General features: G+C 41.9%; 20 protein-coding genes and 5 pseudogenes. 8 read left to right on the forward strand and 17 right to left on the reverse strand.

Annotated features, from left to right (window positions below; genetic code table 11):
- Nucleotides 1-45: 45 nt before the first annotated feature.
- Nucleotides 46-396 (reverse strand): TSUP family transporter, encoded by a 351-nt coding sequence (locus tag GYK50_RS03745; protein ID WP_237182789.1) that lies wholly within the window; start codon nt 394-396, stop codon nt 46-48.
- Between the two features lie 5 nt (nt 397-401).
- On the opposite strand from GYK50_RS03745, the pseudogene GYK50_RS03750 reads away from it, so the two are divergent.
- Nucleotides 402-617, forward strand: a pseudogene (locus tag GYK50_RS03750) (GntR family transcriptional regulator); the annotation flags it as partial.
- A 153-nt stretch (nt 618-770) separates the two neighbouring features.
- Here the strand turns inward: GYK50_RS03750 and GYK50_RS03755 are convergent.
- Nucleotides 771-1,466 (reverse strand): hypothetical protein, encoded by a 696-nt coding sequence (locus GYK50_RS03755; RefSeq protein WP_071002038.1) that lies wholly within the window; start codon nt 1,464-1,466, stop codon nt 771-773.
- Between the two features lie 276 nt (nt 1,467-1,742).
- Nucleotides 1,743-1,964, reverse strand: a pseudogene (locus GYK50_RS03760) (GntP family permease); the annotation flags it as partial.
- 688 nt (nt 1,965-2,652) lie between these two features.
- On the opposite strand from GYK50_RS03760, the gene GYK50_RS03765 reads away from it, so the two are divergent.
- Nucleotides 2,653-3,516 carry a LysR substrate-binding domain-containing protein gene (locus tag GYK50_RS03765; RefSeq protein ID WP_186474027.1) on the forward strand — a complete coding sequence of 288 codons (864 nt, stop codon included), beginning with the start codon at nt 2,653-2,655 and terminating at the stop codon, nt 3,514-3,516.
- 403 nt (nt 3,517-3,919) lie between these two features.
- Entirely contained in the window at nt 3,920-5,323 is a 1,404-nt protein-coding gene (locus GYK50_RS03770; RefSeq protein WP_420070483.1) for an aspartate ammonia-lyase, read from the forward strand.
- Between the two features lie 136 nt (nt 5,324-5,459).
- Here the strand turns inward: GYK50_RS03770 and rluF are convergent, their stop codons facing one another.
- From rluF to GYK50_RS03805, 8 genes and pseudogenes are all read right to left on the reverse strand, one after another.
- Entirely contained in the window at nt 5,460-6,446 is a 987-nt protein-coding gene (gene rluF / locus GYK50_RS03775) for a 23S rRNA pseudouridine(2604) synthase RluF (RefSeq protein ID WP_071002034.1), read from the reverse strand.
- 111 nt (nt 6,447-6,557) lie between these two features.
- Nucleotides 6,558-6,836, reverse strand: coding sequence for a peptidylprolyl isomerase (locus GYK50_RS03780; protein ID WP_093068572.1), 279 nt, complete (start codon nt 6,834-6,836; stop codon nt 6,558-6,560).
- Between the two features lie 175 nt (nt 6,837-7,011).
- A complete protein-coding gene (locus GYK50_RS03785; protein WP_212564294.1) occupies nt 7,012-7,866 on the reverse strand; it encodes a patatin-like phospholipase family protein in 855 nt (284 codons plus the stop codon).
- Nucleotides 7,867-8,154: 288 nt separating this feature from the next.
- A pseudogene (locus GYK50_RS12825) lies at nt 8,155-8,295 on the reverse strand (transposase); the annotation flags it as partial.
- Nucleotides 8,296-8,366: 71 nt separating this feature from the next.
- Nucleotides 8,367-8,694, reverse strand: a pseudogene (locus tag GYK50_RS12830) (transposase); the annotation flags it as partial.
- 110 nt (nt 8,695-8,804) lie between these two features.
- Complete coding sequence (locus GYK50_RS03795) at nt 8,805-9,089, reverse strand: putative quinol monooxygenase (RefSeq protein ID WP_075107531.1); 285 nt, start codon at nt 9,087-9,089, stop codon at nt 8,805-8,807.
- Between the two features lie 192 nt (nt 9,090-9,281).
- A complete protein-coding gene (locus tag GYK50_RS03800) occupies nt 9,282-10,280 on the reverse strand; it encodes a zinc-binding alcohol dehydrogenase family protein (protein ID WP_212564295.1) in 999 nt (332 codons plus the stop codon).
- Nucleotides 10,281-10,353: 73 nt separating this feature from the next.
- Nucleotides 10,354-11,094 carry an SDR family oxidoreductase gene (locus tag GYK50_RS03805; protein WP_212564296.1) on the reverse strand — a complete coding sequence of 247 codons (741 nt, stop codon included), beginning with the start codon at nt 11,092-11,094 and terminating at the stop codon, nt 10,354-10,356.
- Between the two features lie 133 nt (nt 11,095-11,227).
- On the opposite strand from GYK50_RS03805, the gene GYK50_RS03810 reads away from it, so the two are divergent.
- The gene (locus GYK50_RS03810) at nt 11,228-12,127 is read left to right on the forward strand and encodes a LysR family transcriptional regulator (RefSeq protein WP_212564297.1); all 900 of its coding nucleotides are present in this window, start codon (nt 11,228-11,230) and stop codon (nt 12,125-12,127) included.
- A 97-nt stretch (nt 12,128-12,224) separates the two neighbouring features.
- On the opposite strand, the gene GYK50_RS03815 is transcribed toward GYK50_RS03810, so the two are convergent.
- The 4 genes from GYK50_RS03815 to GYK50_RS03830 all read right to left on the reverse strand — a co-directional run bounded on the left by GYK50_RS03815 (nt 12,225) and on the right by GYK50_RS03830 (nt 17,410).
- Nucleotides 12,225-13,241, reverse strand: coding sequence for a zinc-dependent alcohol dehydrogenase family protein (locus GYK50_RS03815; RefSeq protein WP_212564298.1), 1,017 nt, complete (start codon nt 13,239-13,241; stop codon nt 12,225-12,227).
- The gene (locus tag GYK50_RS03820; protein WP_212564299.1) at nt 13,231-14,226 is read right to left on the reverse strand and encodes a zinc-dependent alcohol dehydrogenase family protein; all 996 of its coding nucleotides are present in this window, start codon (nt 14,224-14,226) and stop codon (nt 13,231-13,233) included. Before GYK50_RS03820 ends, GYK50_RS03815 begins: the two co-directional genes overlap by 11 nt.
- 203 nt (nt 14,227-14,429) lie before the next feature.
- A complete protein-coding gene (locus GYK50_RS03825; RefSeq protein WP_212564300.1) occupies nt 14,430-16,214 on the reverse strand; it encodes a monovalent cation:proton antiporter-2 (CPA2) family protein in 1,785 nt (594 codons plus the stop codon).
- A 30-nt stretch (nt 16,215-16,244) separates the two neighbouring features.
- A protein-coding gene (locus tag GYK50_RS03830) for an IS3 family transposase (RefSeq protein WP_093068646.1) occupies nt 16,245-17,410 on the reverse strand; the annotation gives its coding sequence in 2 pieces (ribosomal slippage) (nt 16,245-17,152 and nt 17,152-17,410; 1,167 coding nt in all).
- Nucleotides 17,411-17,770: 360 nt separating this feature from the next.
- On the opposite strand from GYK50_RS03830, the pseudogene GYK50_RS03835 reads away from it, so the two are divergent.
- The 4 genes and pseudogenes from GYK50_RS03835 to GYK50_RS12840 all read left to right on the forward strand — a co-directional run.
- Nucleotides 17,771-17,892 (forward strand): annotated as a pseudogene (locus GYK50_RS03835) (metal-sensing transcriptional repressor); the annotation flags it as partial.
- Nucleotides 17,893-18,034: 142 nt separating this feature from the next.
- Nucleotides 18,035-18,349: a putative quinol monooxygenase gene (locus GYK50_RS03840; RefSeq protein WP_058024906.1), complete on the forward strand. Its 315-nt coding sequence runs from the start codon at nt 18,035-18,037 to the stop codon at nt 18,347-18,349.
- Between the two features lie 487 nt (nt 18,350-18,836).
- A complete protein-coding gene (locus GYK50_RS12835; protein ID WP_267448023.1) occupies nt 18,837-19,466 on the forward strand; it encodes a DUF4172 domain-containing protein in 630 nt (209 codons plus the stop codon).
- 82 nt (nt 19,467-19,548) lie between these two features.
- On the forward strand, nt 19,549-19,941 hold the full coding sequence (locus tag GYK50_RS12840; protein WP_286708432.1) for a Fic family protein: 393 nt from the start codon (nt 19,549-19,551) through the stop codon (nt 19,939-19,941).
- A gap of 522 nt (nt 19,942-20,463) precedes the next feature.
- On the opposite strand, the gene nirD is transcribed toward GYK50_RS12840, so the two are convergent.
- Both nirD and nirB read right to left on the reverse strand, forming a co-directional pair.
- The gene (gene nirD / locus GYK50_RS03850) at nt 20,464-20,814 is read right to left on the reverse strand and encodes a nitrite reductase small subunit NirD (protein ID WP_186474045.1); all 351 of its coding nucleotides are present in this window, start codon (nt 20,812-20,814) and stop codon (nt 20,464-20,466) included.
- Between the two features lie 90 nt (nt 20,815-20,904).
- Entirely contained in the window at nt 20,905-23,490 is a 2,586-nt protein-coding gene (gene nirB / locus GYK50_RS03855; RefSeq protein WP_286708430.1) for a nitrite reductase large subunit NirB, read from the reverse strand.
- Nucleotides 23,491-24,081 lie beyond the last annotated feature (591 nt).

Genomic DNA, 24,081 nt, shown 5'->3' on the forward strand with positions numbered 1-24,081 from the left:
ATAAGAATTTGCGTGACATAATTACGGTATCGAGTGATAGGCTTATTAAAACAGTACGTTTATGTTTCTTATAATCATTATTAGACCACTCATCACCATTAGTATCAGCAGCATTATTCTAAACTGACTAATACTGATGCCAGCCAAAAAGTGTTTGCCAATGACGTTGCCAATAACGGCACCCAGTCCTAATACCAGACCATACACACAGATCTTGACTGTGAGTATGCCAAAAAAGGCGTAGCTGACGACTTGCACAATACCGACAAAAAAAGAATTCGCCGTTTTGGTCGCAATAAGATTCTCTTTTTCTAGACCTGCGTTCATATAAAAAGGGTTAAGAATGGGACCTAGGCCACCCACCAACGTGCTCATAAAGGCAATGAAAAAGCCCACAGGATCCTTTTTATTACAAAAAGTGCGGTCAGTTTGTCTCATCTGCCGTAGAAATGCTGTTTTTTATCTCCAATCATATAGACCCTTATCTGGACAATACCGAACAAGAAAACTTGGTAAAAGTATGCCGCGTTGCTAAAAACCTAGAAGGGGACCCTATCGAATATAGAGAATCTTATGGATTGGCAGAAAAATTTAGTTATGAGGTCAATATTATTTAACCATTGGCCATTTCACCATTAGCGAGGGCAGTGGTTAAGTTATGCTCAATAAGCTATAAAAAAGGAGCTGATAATTCAGCTCCTTTTTTCATACTTTTTATCACCTGACTCTATGAACGACCAATGAAAGAAATGGTTGATACATAGAACTGCTTACTGGCTGTTAAACGTAATCGTCTGTCCGCCATTACCAGCTGGCGGTACGATAGTGACTTTGCTCGCAAGTATGTCGCCTTTAGCATTGATTTTGTAGCATTCTTTTGAGCTGCCTTCAGAGGTGCCACCAGCAAGCATGTTGTCTGAGGTTTCGATACAGAACCATGCGGTCTGATTGCTGTCTCGCGTTAGGGACCAGTTTTGGTTATAGGTGCCGATTTTTTGGCGCATACGACTGTCCGTATAGACATTTTCAGTAATCAATTTGTTTGAGTCGCCCACCGTCGCCATTTTGGGGATAGTGGTCGTTTGATTTGAGACTGAGTATTTGCCTGTGCTGTCTGTAAAACCGTGAAATACCAAAGGGTTCAAGGTGAAGTAATTGATAGCGACTGAATGGTTAGTGATTTGATTGTTCACTTTATTGATCGTGTTGATCTCAGTACCTTGTACCTTTTTATTATTGAAAACCATGTTGCCTTTAGGCGTGACTTGAATATCTGCTGAGGCCGTTTGATTGCCGATAGTGGCAACCAAATTTTCACTACGTTGTTTGGTATAGATATTGAGCATGGCGGTCTCAACAGGGTACTCGGTCACTATGTTGTTTGGGTTGGTGTTACCCATCGTTCCACCGCTCGCACAAGCGCTTAAGCCCAGTCCTGCGGCAATACATAATCCTAATGTTTTCATGATTTAATCCCTCAGTCTATTTGGATGAATACTATTAGTAGCTACTAGATAGTAGCTACTAGATCTCTTGCAAAAGTACCAGTTCATTGACTTCCACTGACGGAGTTACAAGGGCTGACGATGACTTATGCAAGAAGTCTACTGTAAGTAGCAGTTATTATAAGGAATATCTACTATAATCGAATTTTTTAGCAATGACATCTGCTAACCATCCTAGACCTTCTATTATTACATCACTATAACAACCAGTAATTTTCTAGTGCGTTAAGAATTGCGGGCGATGCTATAGGCGTAACCAGAATCTTCCATCAATTTGCCAAAAATAGCCCCCAAGATAAATAGGGGGAAGTATTTGACCGCAAAGCCGCCAAGACCTTGCATAAAGACTTCAGTATAGATCCCCATCGTTTAGCTGCTCTGTCCACTTAATACCACTGCCAAGATAGCGAGTAGGGGTGCCAAAACTAAGACGCTGACGCCTCGATAGGCAAAATACATTAAGAGGGACAAAGACAACAAAATATAGTCGAACCACTATTAAAGTGTTACAGCGTTAAACTCGTTTAGCCTACTACTGTAGTACTTGCACTCGTCTGCCTTGTACCACTTTTAATATTGATTGACTATAGCAAAAATGCTCATGATTTTGATTTCCTTCCATGGAAAATAGGCGGTGAACTATAATGGTTGCGGCTCATTATTCTTCTTATAAAAAGACATTTTATAAAAAGGTATTGATCCATCGATGAAAACGATGGGCTGTTTTTGTAATCTTTATTTGGGTGATAGAATTAGGCCCTTAACAGTCCATGCTTTTCATAGTGGTTTTTGGATGGTAACTCCTGCTCCACGAAAAATCTGATAGACGGTTGTTCATAATAGCTATCCTTAGCATGAACTCAATATCACCCGTCCAACGATGAAAAAAAGTGATGAGAAAAGTATAGTGATAGGGTAATCACGTAGAGATAAAGGCTTATTTAACTCAAATAAAATGATACATTATGTATCGTCTTAAAATATAAAAGAAAAGTAAACAGAGGTCAATTAGTAGGCCTTGAGAGTCACGGCGAAGGCTTAATGAGCTATTTTGGACAGAAAGCCATCGTCTTTGAAATGAATGAGCTTAATAGACGTAACGCGTGTATTCAAGCATAAGACGTAATATATAAGTGTGGTGATATCAATGATAAGAGAGCTTAAAACCTTTGTGGCCGTTTGCGAGCTAGACAGTTTTGCTGCCGCTGCTCGGCACATCAACTTGACCCAGTCTGCGGTCAGCGCCCAAATAAAAACCTTGGAAGACAATCTAGGGTTATCTTTATTTACCCGCTCTGCTCGTGCCATTACGCTCAATCCGCAAGGCACGCGCGTATTACCGATCGCCAAAGAGATTTTGGCGCTTTATTCAACAATGCAGTTGTCCTCAGATACCGATATTGCCAGCTATTACGGGCAGCTTAGGATTGGCTCGATCAATTCCGTGCAAGTGGGTATCTTGCCAGAGGCACTAAAGGCGATTACGTTACTTGCCCCCTTAATGCAGACAGAAATTGTCCCCGGGCGTGCCGTAGAGTTATTTGAGAAACTAGAAGTTGGGGAGATAGATGCGGCAATTACCATACAGCCAGCATTTGCCTTGCCAAAAGATATTGTGACGCAGTCCATTATGACCGAACCCTACGTGCTCATTAGCCCTAAAAAATGGCCCTTTCATAGCCTCAGACAAACGCTTGAGCAGCATCCTTTTATCCATTACACCTTACAGTCCTCAGCAGGCGCAAAGATAAACAAGTTCTTTAAACAACAGGACATCAAGGTAAATACGATCATGGAGATTAATGATCTGGATGCGATCGTTCGGATGGTGGAGTCGGGGCTGGGGGTGGCTTTGATTCCGTATGCTGGGCTATGGATTAGAAGTACGCCGCCCGTTCAAATTCACCATTTAGGGAATAACAGTTTGGTGCGCGAGGTTGTACTGGCATATCGTTATACCGATCGTCAACAGCCACAAATCAATGCTCTAAAGCAGGTGTTGGGGCTGTAAGTGAGTCAAGAGTCTTATAAACCTTTGTCACTGAAGCTAGGTTTTTACTTTCGGCACGTATAATTAGCGATTAATCCACGTTTTCAACCAATAAGCTTTCTTATAAAAAATTTCTCATAAAATCCTTCCTATCACATAAATATTTTCCAAAAACCTAACTTAAAAGTGCTCATTCTTTTTTATAGAACAACCTAATCTGTCATATTTTTTATTAAGCAGCAAAATTTTTGGGGCTGAGAGCGAAATATTTGCGTTTTTCTTGTGCTAAATTCTCGGTTACGATGGCGCTCATATTGAGTAGCGTCAAGACAAAACACTTAACAGAGTCATTTTTGTCGGCCTACTTCTTAAATCTCTCTTATGTCTAAGAAGTGATAAAAATATGAAAAATATAGATAACCTTATCGATAATAAAACCCATACTCGCATCGAAAAAGATTTATTGGGTGAGCAAGCCGTACCAGCCACTGTCTTATATGGTATTCAAACGCAACGCGCCGCGCAAAATTTTGACATTACCGGCGTGTCAATCAGCCATTTTCCTGATTTGATCAAAGCACTGGCAATGGTGAAAGCGGCTGCTGCCAAAGCCAATTATCAACACGGTCTACTCAGTCAAGAGAAGCTTAGCGCCATTACTGATGCGTGTAGCGATCTGATACAAGGCGAGCATCATGAGCAGTTTATTGTGGATCTCATCCAAGGCGGGGCGGGCACGTCAACCAACATGAATGCCAATGAAGTGATTGCCAATATTGGCTTAAAAAAGATGGGGTTTGAGTATGGTCAGTATAGTCATCTCCATCCCAACAATGACGTCAATCGCTCTCAGTCGACCAATGATGTCTATCCAAGCGCGGCACGTTTGGCGATGGTATTTGCGGCAAAACCACTGCAAGAGGCCATTATCAAGCTACAAAACAGCTTAGCTATCAAAGGCAAAGAATTTAGCGGTATTCTAAAAATGGGTCGTACTCAATTGCAAGACGCAGTACCGATGACGTTGGGGCAAGAGTTTAACGCTTTCGCCAGTGATCTAGGCAGTGAAACGGCGCGAATCGAAGATGCTTGTTTACAGTTATGTGAGTTGAACTTGGGCGGTACAGCGATTGGTACGGGCATCAATGCGCCCAAAGGTTATGCCCGCTTAGCGATTAGTGAGCTTGCGACGATCAGTGGTCTGCCAGTGACGCTCTCTGAAGATTTGATCGCCGCTAGTGCCGATATGGGCGCGTTTATTACGTTTTCGAGTGCGCTCAAACGCCTAGCTATTAAACTGTCTAAATTGAGCAACGATTTACGTCTACTGTCGAGTGGACCGCGTACGGGCTTGGGCGAGATTAATTTACCAGCGATGCAACCTGGCTCGTCTATTATGCCGGGTAAAGTCAACCCTGTGATTCCTGAAGCCATGACCCAAGCTGCCTTTCAAGTAATGGGTAAAGATATGACGATTACCATGGCGGCAGAAGCAGGGCAACTGCAACTCAATGCAATGGAGCCGCTGATTGTTTATAACCTACTAAACAATGCGCGCCTGCTAGAGAAGTCGATTCGTATGCTCGATGAGCGCTGTATTCAAGGCATAACCGCCAATAAAGCTCGCTGTGCGCAGCATGTCGAAAACAGTATCGGTATCGTGACAGCACTGGTACCACATATCGGTTATGAAAACGCCAGTCGTATCGCAGGAAATGCGTTGCTGAGTGGGTCAGGCGTGGCGGAGCTGGTCAAACAAGAAAAGCTGCTCAGTGATGAGGAACTTGCAGCGATTTTATCACCTGATACGATGGTCAGTAGTATATAGATTGTGCACATAAACTGGATTGAACAAAGCAAAAAAGAGCGATATCTATCAACGGATATCGCCCTAATTCTTTTAAAGTGTCGTATCTTCATCGTTTTGATCACTATGACAGCGATGTGATGAAATTAGACAATTATTATCGCTTAGACCCTCGACCTTTTGAGGGACGTCTGCCGTTTGTAGTAGGTTTACCATTGCCTGCAGCATTCTTGCCACGACTGGACGGACGCCCATCTCTACCTTTAGAACCTGCTGGTTTTCTAGCATCATCCTTGGCGTACTTATTGCGCCCCTTTGCAGTACCTGCTGATTTTGCAGAGGGTTTTGACTTTGATTGAGCGTCAGTACGCGGTTTTTTTCGTGGTGCATTGCGCGATTTTTTGCCCGAATGATTGTCTTGCGACGAGGATTTTTCGACAGCTTTAAGCAGGACAGACAGCTCTGTTGGTGTCAGGTCTCGCCAGTCGCCGACAGGAAGCCCCTTAAGGCTTACATTCATAATCCGCGTACGCTCAAGCTTGACGACCTCATAACCAAAATGCTCACACATACGGCGGATTTGACGGTTCAAACCTTGAATGAGTGTGATGTTAAAGACGTTGGGTGCTACCTTAGTAACGGGACATTTTTTTGTCATCTTGCCCAGCATTGGCACTCCACTCGCCATACCCTCAATAAAGCTATCCGTGATTGGCTTATTTACCGTCACGAGATACTCTTTTTCGTGGTTATTGCCAGCACGCAATACCTTATTGACCAGATCGCCATTATTGGTCAAAAAGATCAATCCTTGAGAGTCTTTGTCCAAACGCCCAATCGGGAAAATACGTACCGAGTGTCTCACAAAATCGACAATGTTGTTTTTTTCAGAGCTTTCCGTGGTGCTGACAATGCCCACTGGCTTATTTAAGGCAATAAAAATAAAATCATCAGGCTCGCGTGGCTCAATCAGCTGTCCGTTGACTTTTACTACGTCTCCAGCAGCCACTTGATCACCAACCGATGCACGCTTGCCATTGATGTATACATTACCTTGTTCAACAAAGCGGTCAGCATCGCGTCTGGAACAAATCCCACTTTCGCTGATGTATTTATTGAGACGAGTCGAGGAATTGTTATACATAAAGCACCGTTTTACCTGATAAAAAGCTTTTTTGCTAAGAAAAAAGCCTAAATTGAATGGTTCAGTCGTCTTGTCATTAAAGCGGCGACTTGCGTTTTTACAGTCTAACGCTTACGTTCTGTAAAGCACTTTGACCACATGCCAACCAAATTTGGTTTTTACCAAATGAGGGGTGAAAAGCTCACCGTTGAAGCAGATTTTATCAAAAGGTCCTACCATTTGGCCTTTTTTGAACTCACCTAAATGACCGCCTTTTTTGCCTGATGGACAGGTTGAGTATCGTTTGGCCAGCACATCAAATGCTGCGCCTTTTTTGAGCTTGGCCATAATATCTTCTGCCAACTCTTTTTGTTTGACTAAAATGTGCAATGCGCTAGCGGTACGAGCCATCGTATAAACCTTTCATAGAGTATCAATTATCGGGTCATTATATCATTACTTATCTTATTTTAGCTTAGTTACTAACCTTTGTGATTCAAAGGTTATCTAAGATTATTTAAGCCAATTTCTTATATTTGAAGCCCGTGTTTTCTATTTAATATCTCTTCTTTACAAGATAAAAAGGTTAAAGCTGATGCCAATCTTCAATCGCCTTGTGTCCAATTTCTAGTCCCACATCATAGCTATAACGGATTTTGGCTTTATTTTTGGACAATCGACTCGCCATGTTTTTTAAGTCTGGTGGACAAATCTCTAAAATTTTCTGTGATGATGGCGTCTGTAAAAATTGTACCGAGTCGTTGTAGCGTTGGGTTCGCGTCAACAAGCTTTGGGCAAAACCATATCGTTGCTTAGTATAATATTTAGCCAATAGCTGATCGCCTTTACTGCTTGCTTTAACGTAGTTTTGCGGGCGAGTACGTATGACCATGAGCTTATCAATATTCTCTTGCCCAGCCGCCCACTGTACGGGCAAAGCATCTGCCACACCACCATCAAAATAAGGCTCACCAAATATCTCGACCGCTTGGCGGGTCAGCACTGGGATAGAGCTTGATGCCCTTAATCCATCCAAAATATTGTCTTTAGCCGCTTTGATGTAGGTTGCCTGTCCTGAAATAGCATGTGTTAACACCATGTAAAACTCAGCATGGTTGGCAAATAATTGTGCCTGATCCAGTGGATATTCTTGCTCCACCACATCCCACATCCACTTTAGATCCAGTAAGTCACCGCCCCTAAGGAAACGGCCATAATGAATAAATTCAGATCGAAGAGAATGATCCAAGTAAATATGCAGGGTGCGGCCTTGTTGTGCGGCCAAATAGTTAGCAACGTTAGTTGAACCTGAAGAGACGCCCACACACAGATCAAAAGGATTGAATTGTTGTTGTAAAAAGGCGTCTAAGACACCACTGCTAAATGCGCCACGCATGCCGCCGCCTTCAACCACCAGTGCTTGTCGATGTTGTTTAAGCATTGAAAACCTCGAATGACGCTCGCAAAGTATACCTACAAGTACACAAAATGAGGGGATAAAAAGTGTTTATAAATATAGTCGATACTAGGGAATTATATTTTTAAGCCGTTCTAAACCTATTTCTTGGATATAGACATTATAAGCTCGACAGCAGAAGAGAGTATCCTGAATTCTGTGTCACTGCCATTTAGATTAAATGCTTACTAACGCGCTCATCGAACATAATCATAAAACGATTCAAAGCAGACGTCCAGTGTTGACTCGGCATCGACCACCTCGAAGATGCCTGCTCAGCGGCCGGTTCTGCCAAGCGGTGATGTCCTCTAATATGTTATCGGTGACTCTTGCAACCAAGCTGCTTGAGATGTCGACATCGTAGAGCTCTTTAATGCTCTCTACAATCTCGGTGGTGGTTTGACCCTTGGCGTATGAGCGAGGATAAGTAAGTGTGTGGGGCACACTTGCTCGAAGCGCAAGACGGAAGACTATGCCTGTAGTGACGATATGATTTTATCATCGAGACCTGAGATACGGGTTTGATGCTTACTGACCAGCACAGGCTCAAAGTCACCATCACGGTCTCTTGGGGTAGATATCTCAAGATCGCCTGTGTCACTGTGGACGGTCTTTTTAGTGTGCCCGTTACGCTTATTAGGTTTATCGGCTTTCTCATGTTTGAGGTAGCCGAGATGATCTTATCTCAGCCTCTAAGGCAGTGTCGATAAAAGATTGCATGAGCTGCTTCTGGAAGTATTTGATATCATCGAAGCTGTTCATACTACCAGCAGTTTGCTCGGCCAGTTTTTTAAGGTCAGATTGAGTCGTCATTGCTTATTCTCCGGTTAGTGGAATATAAGCAGTTACACAAAGTTTGGGAAGCTCTCTTCTAAGTCTCTATGTTATTTTGAAGAATACTTCATCATAATGTCCGAATACAGCTATATTTTTTTGATTTCTACAATATCACTTGATTCAATGAGCGATTGGATATTACCAAATAAACTTTGAATATAATCAGTGGCCATATGGATATCTAAATCCTCCCTGCTACGCCATTCTTCTAAGAAGAAATATCTACTCGAGTCATTTTCGCTAATATAAAGCTCATATTTCAAGCATCCTTCTTCTTGAAGCGTAGGCTCTATTACACTTTTTAAAAGCGCTTCTAACGTCTCTTTTTGATCTGATTTTGCCTTAAAGTTCGCAATTATTGAAATAGTCATTATTTCACCTTGAATTTGTTTTAGGGCTTGTCCCTATTTTAAAAATGGTGATAAAAATGAGATAAATCGCAGGCAAACAAGGAAAATAGCGCAGATAATATCAAGATATTGGCCAGCTATTTGACACCATTTCCCAAAGATTTAGCCATTTTTAGCCCATTTAGTCATAAACGTTTGAATTAGGGACACGCCCTAGAAGTTTTCTAGTACAATTTTGCCTTTTGACTTGCCTGATTCAAGCAGCTTATGTGCCGTCTCCAAGTTTGCAGCGTTAATGCTGCCTAGATTTTGGTTGAGGGTACTTCTAATTTTTTGCTGGTCAACCAATTGGGCAACTTGTTGCAGCAATTCACCTTGCTTTTCAATATCATCGGTTTCATACATTGAACGGGTGAACATCAACTCCCAATGAATAGAAATAGATTTAGTCTTAAACGGCATAATATCAAAGGTTTGTGGATCATCGATCAATCCAAGCTTGCCTTGTGGTGCAATCAGAGAAACTATTTGCTCGATATAGGTCTCTGTATGATTGGTAGAGAATACGTATTTTGGTTTTGCAATGCCTAGTGTCTCGATTTGTGCATTTAAATCTTTGCTATGATCAATGACATGGTCGGCACCAAGTGATTCCACCCAAGATTTCGTTTCTTCACGTGACGCTGTTGCTATAACGGTCAGATTTGTTTTTGCTTTTAAAAGTTGGATAGCGATTGATCCTACACCACCTGCACCACCAATAATTAAAATACTGCCAACTTCTGTTTCTGAAATTTGAAGCCGATCAAACAGCATTTCCCATGCCGTTATTGCAGTTAATGGCAATGCTGCTGCTTCTGCATTAGATACTGTAGTTGGTTTAAGACTGATAATTCGTTCATCGACTGCTTGATACTCAGCATTACTACCATCTCGGGTTAAATCGCCAGCATACCAAACAGAGTCTCCTACTTTAAACGAGGTAACTTTTGAGCCAATTTCAATAATTTCCCCAACGGCATCCCAACCTAAAATACGATCGTCTGCTTCAGACGAATTTTTTCTCACTTTGGTATCAACTGGATTCACAGAGTTTGCCTGAACTTTTACCAGTACATCACGTTCCTTAAGTGTAGGCTTCGCTTTTTCAATATCTACCAATGAATTTTTAAAATCATCATGGTTTTTGATAACATACGATACGGCTTTCATAGATTTGTCCTCAACTTTAAAAAAATAGAGTAAAAATGGGAGCGAAGTGCTCCCATTTTATGTTATTCAATCATTAAAACTCTTGGCTCGTTGGGCGCAAAACAATTTCATTAATATCTACATCCGCAGGCTGTTCAATTGCATAAGCAATTGCTCGAGCGACTGAGTCAGATGGTATGGCTTGTTTGTAGAAATCAGTAACAAACTCTGAACTTTCTTTATGAGAAGAACCGAATTTTAGTTCTGACTCAATTGCACCAGGCTCAATAGTAGTCGTTCGAATTGTTTCTCCAACTTCATGACGAAGGCCTTCAGAGATGGCTCTTACAGCAAACTTAGTACCGCTATAAACAGTACCTCCTGGACTAAATACTTTTACCCCTGCAACAGATGAGAGATTAATAAAGTGTCCAAAGTTTTGTTTTTGGAAAACAGGTAGGGCAGCTGCTATTCCATAAAGAACACCTTTAATATTAATGTCGATCATACGATCCCATTCATCAACTTTTAGCTCACTTAATGGTGCAATAGACATCAATCCAGCATTGTTTACCAATACATCGATTTGACCAAATGCGCTTAATGCCTTTTCAATAAGTGCTTGCACTTCATTTGGTTTGGTTACATCCGCACCAATAAATTCAGCTTGACCACCTTCAGCACGAATGTCTTGAACAATAGCCTCTAATTTTTCAGTACGTCTAGCACCAATGACAACCTTTGCACCTTTTTTAGCAAGTAAGCGAGCAGTAGCTTCACCTAAACCACTACTTGCACCAGTGATAACAATAACTTTATTTTCTATATTATTCATACAAGTAACCTTTAACCTATCTGTCAATTATATTTGAGGGTTAAGTATTACAGCCTTGTTAGGTATAATAAATGAATAATATTATCTTTCAGAATTCCTATTTACGGAATAATTACCATAACACAGGATTGACATGCAGAACAAATTGGAAATGATGCGTATCTTTTGTGTCGCAGCAGAGTCTCGAAATTTTAAAGAGGCAGCAACTCAGCTGGGTATTTCCCCACAGGTAGTGACACGGGCAATAAAAGAGCTAGAAGAACAGCGCGGAGAGATTCTGTTTTACAGGAGTACTCGACAAATTAAAATTACCGCTGATGGTGAGCGTCTGGCAAAGCAAGCATGTCTTGCGGTGGAATCGATCGATGCTTTGCTCGTAAAAGACACCAAGGAAAAACGAGATGAAATGAGTGGGACTGTCCGTCTTACTGTGTCGTCTGTGTTAGGGCGTAAATTGGTAGTACCTGCACTAGCAGAATTTGCCACACGTTATCCAGATATTGTCGTGGATTGTGTGCTAACAGATTCACACTCGGATGTGATCGATGAGCGGATAGATATCGGGATCAGATTTGGATTTTTGCCGGACAATCGATATGTGGCAAGGGAATTGGCTAAAGTGAAATTTTATTCTGTGGGTACGCCAGAGTTAATTGATAAGGTTGGAATGCCCAAAAAAATTATTGACCTTGATAAATACCCTCTAACAGCACTAATCGATCATAAAACAGGGCGTTACTGGCCATGGACATTCACCGAAAGTCGAAGCTTTACGCCATCAAAGCCCCGTTTTATTACAGATGATCTAGAAGCTGAATTTCAAGCGATTCTCGCTGGAGTTGGATTCGGACACATGCCTGGATTTCTAGTTTTGCCGTGGCTTAGGAGTGGTAAGCTCATTCATATACTTCATGAGGAAACCTCTCCTGTTTGGCGCCTGTATTTATATCGTCCACAGCGGGGCCCGACACCTTTGCGAATCCGAGCATTGTTTGATTACTTAGTGGAAGTGCTGGGCCGTATAGAAACTTGAATCAGATGGAACTAGGGTGTGTCCCCATTTAGTCATAACGCTTGAATTAGGGACACGCCTAACCTTTTTTCTAGAAAGTAGACATCAGATAAGACCATCATGTATCTAGAGTAACTACAATTTTTCCTATTTGCTGATTTGATTCAAGATAGCGCTGAGCGTCATGCATGTCCTCAAAGTTAAAGCAACGGTCGATCACTGGACGAAGATATCCTGCACCTATACTGCTCAGAATAAATCGTCTGGCTTGCTCCCTTAGAACAGAGTCATGGAGAACCTCAAGGAACAAAAAACCTCGCATGGTTAAGCTCTTGCGTAATGCAATTTTAAGGGGAAATGGTGTGTTCTCCGGGCTAAGTGCACCATGCATAACCATAGTTCCTCCCACAGACATCGCTTTTGCAATCTGTTCAATATGTGGCCCTCCTACAGCATCGAAGGCGACATCAAGATGTTCTCCACCTAAACGTAAAACAAGCGCCTCATACAAATCGGGTTCATCTTCACTGGCTATAACATCTTTAACACCAAGATCCAGTAAACGTTGCTTTTTCTCTATCGTCTGTGTACTTGCAATGACCTTAGCACCCGCTGCTTCAGCTATCTGTATCGCAGCTAGTCCTACGCTACTTGAAGCTGCTGTGATCAAGATCGTTTTTCCTTTCGATAATCCACCAGCATGGATGACACCACCCCAAGCCGTCAAATACTGCATCCAGATTGAAGAAGCTTCTTCCCAGCTTAAACTATCGGGTTTGTGAACTAAAAAATTTTCTGGAATCAGAAGCTTGTCCGCATATGTCCCATATTTGGCTAGATTATCAGTCGGAAGAATCGATACTGCATCTCCTGGAGAAAATTGGCGTACACCTTCACCTATCGCAAGAACTATGCCTGCTCCCTCATATCCCAGACGAGAAGGGAATACTGCCTTTTGAATATAAGTACCACGCCGAAACATTACATCAGCCCGGTTGAGTCCGATCGTTTTCATCTGTATTAGAACTTCTCCTGCGGCTGGTAAAGCAACAGGAAGTGTTTCTAATGTCAGAACATCTGTATCTCCAATACAATTGAAGCGCCAAGTCTTGGCCTGAAGTGCGTTAAATGACATCGATAACTACCTTAATATTGGCAGAGCGATTTTGAACAGCATCATGAGCCTCAATCGCTTGGTCTAGAGTAAAATGACGAGGATCAACAATAGCACGCAGTTTACCTTCCTCAACGAGACGAGTCGCGGTCTTAAGGATATCACCATGATGAGAACGGCGATTCCCTGTTAACGTCGGCATTAGGACGAATACGCCAGACACTGTGGCACACCGTAGAGATGAATTCGCTAAGTTATGATTGCCAAATGCAGCACAGCTGGTGATGTGGCCATAGTGAGTCGTCATGGAAAGTGACGCTTCGAGTACTGGACCACCCACAGTGTCATAAACAATGTTAAAACCTTGACCCTCAGGACTTGCAGCAATAATGTCATCGGAAGATGCTGTTGTGTAATCGAGAGGTGTTGCACCGAGTTCTGAAATCAGTGATTGATCAGCTGTACGACCAGTCGCCCAAACATTTGCATCAAGTGCTTTTGCAAGCTGAACCGCCATATAACCAACGCCACCAGCACCACCTTGAACCAGTACAGTTTGCCCTGGTTGGACCTTCGCATTATCCACCAAACCTTCCCAAGCGGTGAGGAACGTCAATGGTAGTACTGCTGCCTCGCGCATAGAGATATTGCGTGGCTTTAATGCGATCAGATCAGCATCTACTGCAACATATTCTGCTAAAGATCCTTGAAGACCACGAACGCCACCAATCAGACCGTAAACTTCATCTCCGACGTTGAAGTGAGTGACACCTTCACCCACAGCAGTTACAACCCCAGCCATATCCGTTCCCAACACGGCAGGAAGCTCTGGCACAGCATATGGTGCTTCACCAAGACGAATTTTATAATCAATAGGGTTTACACCACTCGCATGAATACGTACTAGAACTTGCCCAGCCTCTGGCTGAGGTATAGGGAGCTCTACACGTTTAAATTCATGATCACCAAAATTTTCTAGGATAAGCGCATTCATCATCTTACTCATAGTTGTTCCTTATTCTTAACTGGGGGATGATATGCACAATACCAAAGTAAATTAATCCAATAAATGATATTTATAGGATTTAATAATTCCTAAATAATGAATAATAAATATTATCCGCTCACTAAAGAAGTAGGGTTCAGCAGATGCTTACCAAAAAAGAGATCTACACAGACCTCTTTTTTATTTGGGTTTAATACGTGAAATTATTGCTGAGTGCCATCTTCATTCAGCATTTGCCCTGTGTGCTTTGGTTTAATTAAAGGTGCAGTCGGACGCGGTCCTGTATATTGCAAGCCGATACCAGCATAGACATCATCTGCTGCAGTTTCAGTTCCAAAACGTTCTTTGTCTAGTTCTCGGATTTCTTGGCTAATGTCTTCAACATCACTCTGGTCAACACCCAGTTCTTCTAAAATTGCACCGCCAAATAGCATTGCCGACTCGAAGGTTTCGCGTATCATGTAATCCACATTTTGTTTTACTAAATGCAGCGCATGCTCACGGTCATAAGAGCGAACCAGTAACTTGGCCATAGGAAATTCATTTTGCACCAACTCTACAATTTTATTCGTCGTTTCTTTGTGGTCTACGCAAACAACAATGGCTTCAGCCGTATCTGCTCCAGAGGCATGTAAAATATCTAAACGAGAACCATCGCCATAATAAATTTTAAATCCAAATCTTTCAGCGTTTTGAATCATATCGATATCATTATCAATGATGGACACATCAATGCCTCGAGCAAGCAGCAATTGACTGGAGACTTGTCCAAAACGACCGAAACCAATCATCAGGACTTTTCCAGAAAGTCCTTCAGCAACACGGATATTCTCTAAAGAAGTTTGTTCTGTAGTTTGGATAAAACGTTCAAACAGAATGCCAACAATCGGGGTCAAAATCATCGACAAGATTACAATCGCAGTCAGATTTGAGCTTTCCTCAGCACTAATGATTTGAGCACTCAAGGCGGCAGCAAAGAGTACAAAAGCAAACTCCCCCCCTTGAGCCATTAGTAATGCGCGATCGAGTGCTTCAGAGTGTGAACTTTTGGCCAGGCTTGCAGTCAGATAAATGATGGATGCTTTGACAAACATCAGCACAAGTACAGCACTTAAAATTAACGCCCAGTTATTTTTTATGACGTTAAGGTCTAATGACATGCCGACGCCCAGAAAAAATAATCCGAGCAATATGCCACGAAACGGTTCAATATCTGCTTCAATCTCATGGCGAAAAGTGGATTCGGAGAGTAATACCCCTGCAAGGAATGCCCCCATTGCCATCGATAAGCCACTAACTTGCATCAGTAATGCTGCGCCGAGTACCACTAAGAGTGCTGCTGCAGTCATGACTTCGCGGGCTTTGGCTGCGGCTAATAAACGAAATAAAGGGTTGAGCAACCAATAGCCTGCAGCGATTAAACCTGCAATTGATATTAACCCAATCCCAATGCTCTGCAAACGCGCAGAAGTACTTTCAACAACTTGATTCGGTGCGATAAAAGCGACAATTGCCAATAAAGGGACAATCAACAAATCTTCAAACAGCAGGATCGAGACAATTTTTTGTCCTCGTGGTTGAGCAATGTCTCCACGATCTCCCAAAAGTTGCATCACAATTGCAGTCGAGGTGAGTACAAAGCCTGCAGCACATACAAAACTCACCTGCCAAGAATAGCCATAGGCCAAGCCTACCGCCATTAACCCCAATGAACAGGCACTAATCTGTAATGTGCCTAATCCAAAAATTTCTTTTCTTAAACTCCATAAATACGATGGACGCATTTCTAGTCCAATCACAAACAGATACATCACAATACCAAGCTCAGCAACATGCAGAATAGACGCAGAATCGTAGAAAAACGCTAGTCCAAATGGACCAATAATCAATCCTGCAATTAAATATCCCAATACCGAGCTTAATCCTAGGCGCTTGATTAAGGGGACTGAAATCACTGCCGCTGTGAGCAGTATGATCCCTGCTGTCAATTCCGTACAGTTAAACTTGGGAGATTTTAGTTACGCAGCCTGACGATAATAATCAAACCACACCTGTCTTGGCGATTTATAGCCCAAGCCCTTTTGAATCCTTGTTTGGTTGTAGTACAGCTCGATGTATCTAATGATATCGTTGATAGCTGTAAATCTAGTCTTATAATCCTGGTGATATACCAGCTCATTCTTTAAGACGCCCCAGAAGCTTTCTATTGGAGCATTGTCGAAGCAATTACCTTTAGCGCTCATTGAACCTGTAAACTGATGCTGCTTAACGATCTTGTGGTAGGCATGGCTGCAATACTGGCTGCCTCTGTCAGAGTGAACGATTAGCCCTTTGCTGGGTCGTTTATTTTTAATTGCCATATTGAGTGCACGGCATACTAAATCAGCAGTCATGCGTTTGTTGATCGCATAACCAACAAGCTCTTTGGTGTATAAATCTTTAACGCCTGCCAAGTACAGCCAGCCCTCAGCAGTCCAGATATAAGTAATATCGCTTACCCATACTTCATTAGGACGGTTTGCATCAAACTTCTGATCCAGCACGTTTGGATAAACCAGCTTGTTATGATCGGAGTCAGTGGTGACTTTAAAGCGCTTGTGAAGACGGCATTTAATGCCGTATTCTTCTTTGATGCTCCTAACCATATATTGGCTGATATCGTACCCTTGCGCTCTTAGGTGGGCATGCAGTCGATCTACGCCATAGCACTGCTTGGTCTGAGTATGAGCGACTTTAACCAGTAGTTCACACTGATTGCGATGTATCTGTTGGTCGCTGAGATTACGACCCAGCCAGTCGTAGTAACTTGAATGCTTAACACTTAGCACGCGGCACATAGTGGTGATGCTAAAGAAGTGCTGGTTATCTTTGATAAAGGCGTACCTGACTAGCTGTGCTTTGCAAAGTACGCCGTCGCCTTTTTTAGAATTTCGCGCTCCTCTTCAGCTACTTTAAGCTGCCGCTTGAGCTGCTTTATTTCTTGAAGAGCACTCATAAGATCAGGATCATATTGCTCTGTGCCAATAAGCTTGCCTTGATTGGCTTTGTTCTGCCAGTTCGATAACGTTTGCATCGCTATGCCAAGTTGCTTGGCTGTGGCTGAAACATTACCGTTATTGTCTGCTATCTTCTTAACGGCTTCTGCTTTAAATTCGTCACTGTAGGTTCTTACTTTCTTGGTCATGGTAAACTCCAGTTAATACGCTTAGTTTACCAAGTTTAGTTGTACGGTTTCTTCAGCATAGCTCAGTATGACAGGGGATAAAAGGTTGATAGATGTGGCTTCTGCACTCATATATTTCTCGGATTTTGTATAGAGTCTGTTAACACTTCAAGTATAGAAAGTAGATTCAAAACATAAGTGTAACAGGTTTGTAGCTAGTTGAAACAGTTAAGTATTTACTCTACCCGAATTTCAAGTAATCAATGGGATAATTTTATCACTGCATTTGAAACACTACCTAAATTTTTAAGGTTTATAAAAAATATTGCTTTTTTATACTATGGGTACTGTAGTAATAGTGCTAGCAAATAAGGAGGTCTGATGCCTAATGAGGTTGAAGACAAAAAAAGATTCTTCTACGCGTCAGAAAGATCAAAGGTCAGCCGCAAGCGATTGAGAAAGCGTTAGAAGACAATGTGGAATGTGGTGCAATTCTGCAACAATAGCATTATGTCGAAATAAAAACCCAGATTTTGGCTCAGCTAGGGGAATTTTTTTTAACTTTTATACAACAAAACTTTCTGACATGCATATATTAGGAATGTCAGAATCAGTTTTCATTCTAATAATTATGGAGTTTTAGTCATGCTTAAAACAGCTTTATATGTCCGTCTTGAAGCTAAACCGGGTAAAGAAGACGAAGTGGAAGCTTTCCTTAAAGGCGGTTTACCTATTGTAATGGAAGAACCTGCGACAGTTGCGTGGTTTGGCCTACGTCTTGGACCTACAACATTTGGTATTTTTGATGCATTTCCTGATGAGGCGGGTCGCCAAGCACATTTATCTGGCAAGGTTGCAGCTGCTTTGATGGATCAGGCCGATGAGCTATTTTCAGAGCCACCGTCTATTGAAAAAGTAGATGTTTTGGCTAGTAAACTACCAGGTCATACCGACGCTTAAATGTATGAGGGTGCTGCCTGAAATTTTGAATGAAAGGCAGTACCCTCTACCATGTCAAGGTAGATCGACGAAAATGTAAGAAGTGACGTTATCTTACATACACTGATTTTACTGACCTATAGTTATTAGATCTGTTGCAAAAGTACCAGTTCATTGACTTCCACTGACAGAGTTACAAGGGCTGACGATGACTTATGCAAGAAGTCTATTAAACTAGTAAAAAAATAGGAAGTAAATTACTATTATATAAAATTTAACTCGTATTTGGGCACTGTATTTTCATAGTGTTTTTACCTCTACTCAAGCCATTCTCAGAACAAAAAAACTATGTTTGTTCGTTGAGAATCTATTCTTATTACGTCTGCTATTGTCGTTTTTGAATTTCTACGTATTGTTTCTACTGCTTATTCTCTGCATAACATAAGGAGATTACTGTTCTAATCTCTGCATATCTCTGGGGAACGTATGAAGCATACTACTTATATTCATGAGCACTCAAATTGGACTGAATGGCAATGGTCGGACAAGAAAGAAGCTATTGCCACTCGTCAGTCGTGTGCGGATATTACAAGGCCGTTTATTAGGAAAGCTACTAACACTAGGGTTCGATCTGAATGTTGAGGCACAATTAGATGCGGTGACCTTAGAGATTATCAAAACTTCTGAGATAGAAGGTGAGACGCTAAATGATGAGCAGGTTCGTTCTTCAGTTGCGCGGCACTTAGGGCTGGATAATGCCAGTATGCCAACCACTACTCGTGAGATCGATGCAATGGTAGAGATGATGCTAAGTGCCACCTATCGTTATCAACAACTGTTATTATTAGATGATCTACTCGGATGGCATCGAGCATTATTTCCAAATGGATATAGTGGGCTTTATCGTATTCAAGCAGGCAGTATCCGTGATGATAGTAAAGGACCAATGCAAGTAGTGTCTGGTGGGTATGGTCGTGAGCAGGTTCATTTTGCTGCCCCCAGTGCAGATAGGTTGCCAGATGAGCTAGACAAGTTTCTATTATGGTTTAATACTTCGTCAAATAAGCAAGACGATATAGATTTGGTCATAAAAGCAGGTGTTGCTCAATTTATGGTTTGTGACTCTGCATCCATTTGATGATGGAAACGGACGACTAACACGAGCACTCACAGAACGAATGCTGGCAAAAAGCGATAACAGTGCCCAACGCTTTTATAGTATGTCAGCGCAAATTCTTAAACAGCGCAACGACTATTACAAAATACTAGAACGTACGCAAAAAGGTGATAAAGATATCACGGATTGGCTGGTGTGGTTTTTGCAAACGCTAGAGCAATCCCTCATTATAGCTCAAGAAACCACGGATAAAATTATCAATAAGGCAGGCTTTTGGCAGACGCATCGACAGCATGCTTTAAATGATAGGCAAGTGAAGATGTTAAATATTTTGCTGACTGATTTTTATGGCAAACTTACCACTAAAAAATGGGCGACCATGACTAAGTGTTCTATAGACACGGCACTAAGAGATATTAATGATTTAATAGAGAAGGATATGATGCAAAAATCCGTAGCATCAGGGCGCAGTACGAGTTATGAATTGGTTTTATGATAAAAACTATATTGTTCAAGTCTGCTATGGCAGCAATAAAGTATACAAATAAGCGGTAATAGAGACAACCCATTCAGTGACATAATATGAGTGGTTCCATTATGAAGGTCTAAAATATTCGATACGATAAGGAAGTCTTAACTTTATGAGAGGGTTGCATCTACAAGATCTTCTTTGTATGTACAGGGGACCAACATAGAGCTCAAGCTGATTGCTCAAGATGATAAAAGCGCTTAGACTTTGTTATACATCTACTGTGCAGTTATTGGTTGTAGAAAATAAAGCAAGATATCTTACTCCTATGTGATAAATGTGCATTATCATTTTAGTGTTTATTTATAAATGGTCACAAATAGCTTTTCTAGTCTTGTTTAATATCGATAACTTCCTAGCAGATATCAGTTTTATTAATTTATTAGGGAATGACAAAAGGTTTGATGAAGAATAAAACGGCCTTCGACTCTTAAAGCCGAAGGCTGCTTAAATAGTCTAGAAGGTAGTATGTGCTAGACACACAAATACCTAGTTATATTTTACGATGACATCGCTCCCCTCAAGCTCGACTTTATACGTGTCGAGTATAATGTTTTCATCATCTAAGCATTGACCTGTGACAAGATTAAAGCGCTGCTTATAAATAGGTGAGGCGACATATAGCACATTTTCAGCAGAGCCATCCTCGTTGGTAATAGTCGTGCCGCCAATCAGACCTCTAGACAAGACGTTGGCTTGACTGAACGGATCATAATTATCAAGCGCAAATAACTGTGTCTGCTTGGTACAAAAAATAGCCACTTGTTTTCCGTTTACGAGCGCACAGACACCTGTTTCGGGAATAATATCATTGATTTTGCACACAGTGAGCTGAGCCATCAGAAGATCCTTAATAGTAAAATATAAATGAGACCAATAACAAAAAATATTATTTAGCGTCTAATATTAATAGACGCCGACACGTTAAGATTACGCCAATTCGGTCACTTTTATTTGCGTCTTTTCCATATCGGTTGCAGGGCGAATCTGCTCTCGCTCAGTGACGAATACCACATTGTCATCGCCTTGTTCACTATTAACAAAATGACGGAAACGTTTGAGCTTTTCACTATCAGTAATGGTGGCTTTCCATTCACAAACATAGTTGTCGATGAGGAGTTGCATCTGTGACTCTAGCTCCTCAGCGATACCTAAACTGTCCTCAATAATAACGGCCTGTAGATACTCAAGTCCACCGTCAAGGCTCTCGCGCCATTTAGAGGTACGTTGAAGCTTATCTGCGGTCTTGATATAAAACATGATAATACGGTCGATATATTTGACAACTGTATCCGTATCAAGATCCGTTGCGAATAGCTCGCCATGACGCGGGGTCATGCCACCATTACCGCAGACAAAGAGATTCCAGCCTTTTTCAGTGGCAATAATTCCAAAATCTTTGCTTTGCGCTTCAGCGCACTCACGGGTACATCCAGATACGCCCATTTTTATTTTGTGTGGTGAGCGTACTCCTTTGTAGCGGTCTTCTAGTCTAAGTGCTAAACCCACACTGTCATCGACACCGTAGCGACACCAGTTGTTGCCCACACAAGATTTCACTGTACGCAGAGATTTACCATAAGCATGCCCTGTCTCAAACCCAGCATCTACCAGTTGGGTCCAGATATCGGGCAGTTGGTCTAAACGTGCGCCAAATAAGTCGACGCGCTGACCGCCAGTGATTTTGGTATACAGATTGAACTCTTTGGCGACTTGTCCGAGTATGATGAGTTTATCCGCAGTGATTTCACCGCCAGGCACGCGCGGCACGACCGAATAAGTGCCATCTTTTTGAATATTGCCTAGATAGTAATCGTTGCTGTCTTGCAGTGGCGTGAGTTCGGGTTTGAGTACATAATCATTCCAGCAAGACGCCAAAATAGAGGCGACAGTTGGTTTGCAAATCTCGCAGCCATGACCACTACCGTGCTCATCTAATAGCGCATCAAATGTCTTAATGCCTTGTACTCGAATCAAACTATACAACTCCTGACGCGAGTAAGCAAAATGCTCACACAGATCATTATTGACTTCAAAACCAAGCGCGGTTAGTTGATAACCTAATGTGTCTTTCACCATGGGCGCACAGCCACCACAGCCTGTACCGGCACTGGTACATGATTTTACCTCTGCCATGGTATAGGCACCGTCTTCAACGGCGGCACAAATAGCACCTTTGGTGACGTTGTAACAAGAGCAAATCGTGGCGCTATCGGGCAGGTTCTCGATACCCATGGTGGGTTTTTCTACGTTGGGTAGGATCAGGCTTTCAGGATGGGTAGGCAGGTCAATATCGTTTAGAAATAGCTGCAAGAGATTGTTGTAATCCTCAGTGTCACCTACCAATACAGCGCCCAGTAGCCGCTTATTATCCGCTGTGGTTACCAGTTTTTTATAGATACCCTCAGCAGGGTTTTGGTATAAATAGCTCAAACTGTTTTCTGTTGCACCGTGCGCATCGCCGATACTGCCCACATCTACACCCATCAATTTGAGCTTGGTGCTCATGTCAGCGCCTGTAAAGGTCTGAGCGTGATCGCCTGCAATTTGAGCGGCGCAAATACTGGCCATGCTATAACCTGGCGCGACCAAGCCAAAAACGGTGTTGTCCCATACGGCGCACTCTCCAATGGCATATACATTCGGGGCATTGGTACGGCAGGCTTCATCAATCAGAATACCGCCACGGGTGCCGATTTCAATACCGCATTCAGGGTTGCTTTTGATAATGCCATCTTGCGGACGAATACCCGCACTAAAGACGATCATGTCGGTATCTAATGAGGTATCATCAGCGAACTGCATGGTTAAATGACACGATGCTTCATCCGATAGGGTATTGTCGATAATGGCCTTAGTATTTTTACCTGTTAGTACTTTGACGCCAAGGCCTTCAATTTTACGCTTTAAAATATCACCGCCAGCAGCATCGAGCTGTACACCCATCAGCTGAGGCGCAAACTCGACTACGTAAGTCTCTAATCCTAGTGTGACTAGGGCCTTGGCTGCCTCAAGGCCAAGCAGGCCACCCCCGACCACAACACCTTTTTTGACTTTTGGCTTCTCAGCAGTACTGAGAATATCATCCAAATCTTTAATCGTACGATAGACATGACAGTGCGGATGCTCGCGCCCTGGAATTGGCGGCACAAACGGATAGGAGCCTGTTGCTAATACCAATTCAGCATAGTCTATCTGGGTACCGTCTTCCGTGCTGATACATTGATTGGCGGCATCGATGTTTGTGATTCGCTGATTGAGATGCAACTGAATCTGCGCATCCTCATACCTGCTCAAGTCCACTAAGTTTAGTTTACTCACATCTTTATGTTCAAAATAGCTCGATAGATACACCCGGTCATAAGCTGGGCGATCCTCTTCAGCAAATACGTGAATCTCAAACTGATCGTGTAAGCCTTGCTCTATGGCTCGCTCGATAAAGTGATGTCCCACCATACCGTTACCAATCACCACTAATTTAGCTTTATTCATCGTACTTACTATAGTGCTACTCATATGCCTATCCTCAGTAATGGGTTTGCTTAAATACTTTCATCTAATGTCCCATCCAAAAGTCGCAAGTTAATTTTTAGATGGTTCAATGATAGATAGTCGTTAATACTTAGATGCCTATAACTATTAAGCCCTCAATAATCGTGCCAAACACAATTAATGACATTCAATTATCGAACCCTTATATAGTTAAAAAATATGTAGCCTTACCAGTTTATAAGGTCATGCCAGTACTTTTGGCGATACTATTTTCTGTTATAAGTAGTTGCTTAACATAATCTTTTTAGCAACTATCATTTATATTCTATGCACCAAAATAGTTGCGAAAATGCACCAAATTGGTTTTGATTGTCACTTTAAAGGTGCATCGCTTACTTTACTTAATCGAGAGGTAACTTAGTTTTATCTAAGCAATATTATTTAATTGGGATGCCTTTAGAGCCATCTGGTACAAAGCGTAGCCCTATTAAAAAAGATGATGTTTTATATCTATGTCAATTTTATATTTGCAGCTGGCACATCCATTGCACTCTCTTAATGGTCGCAACTGATAAGTTTCTGACTCATAACGTGTTTTTATAACTTTAATGTTAG

This window comes from Psychrobacter pacificensis (genome assembly GCF_018336615.1).
Lineage (GTDB): Bacteria > Pseudomonadota > Gammaproteobacteria > Pseudomonadales > Moraxellaceae > Psychrobacter > Psychrobacter pacificensis.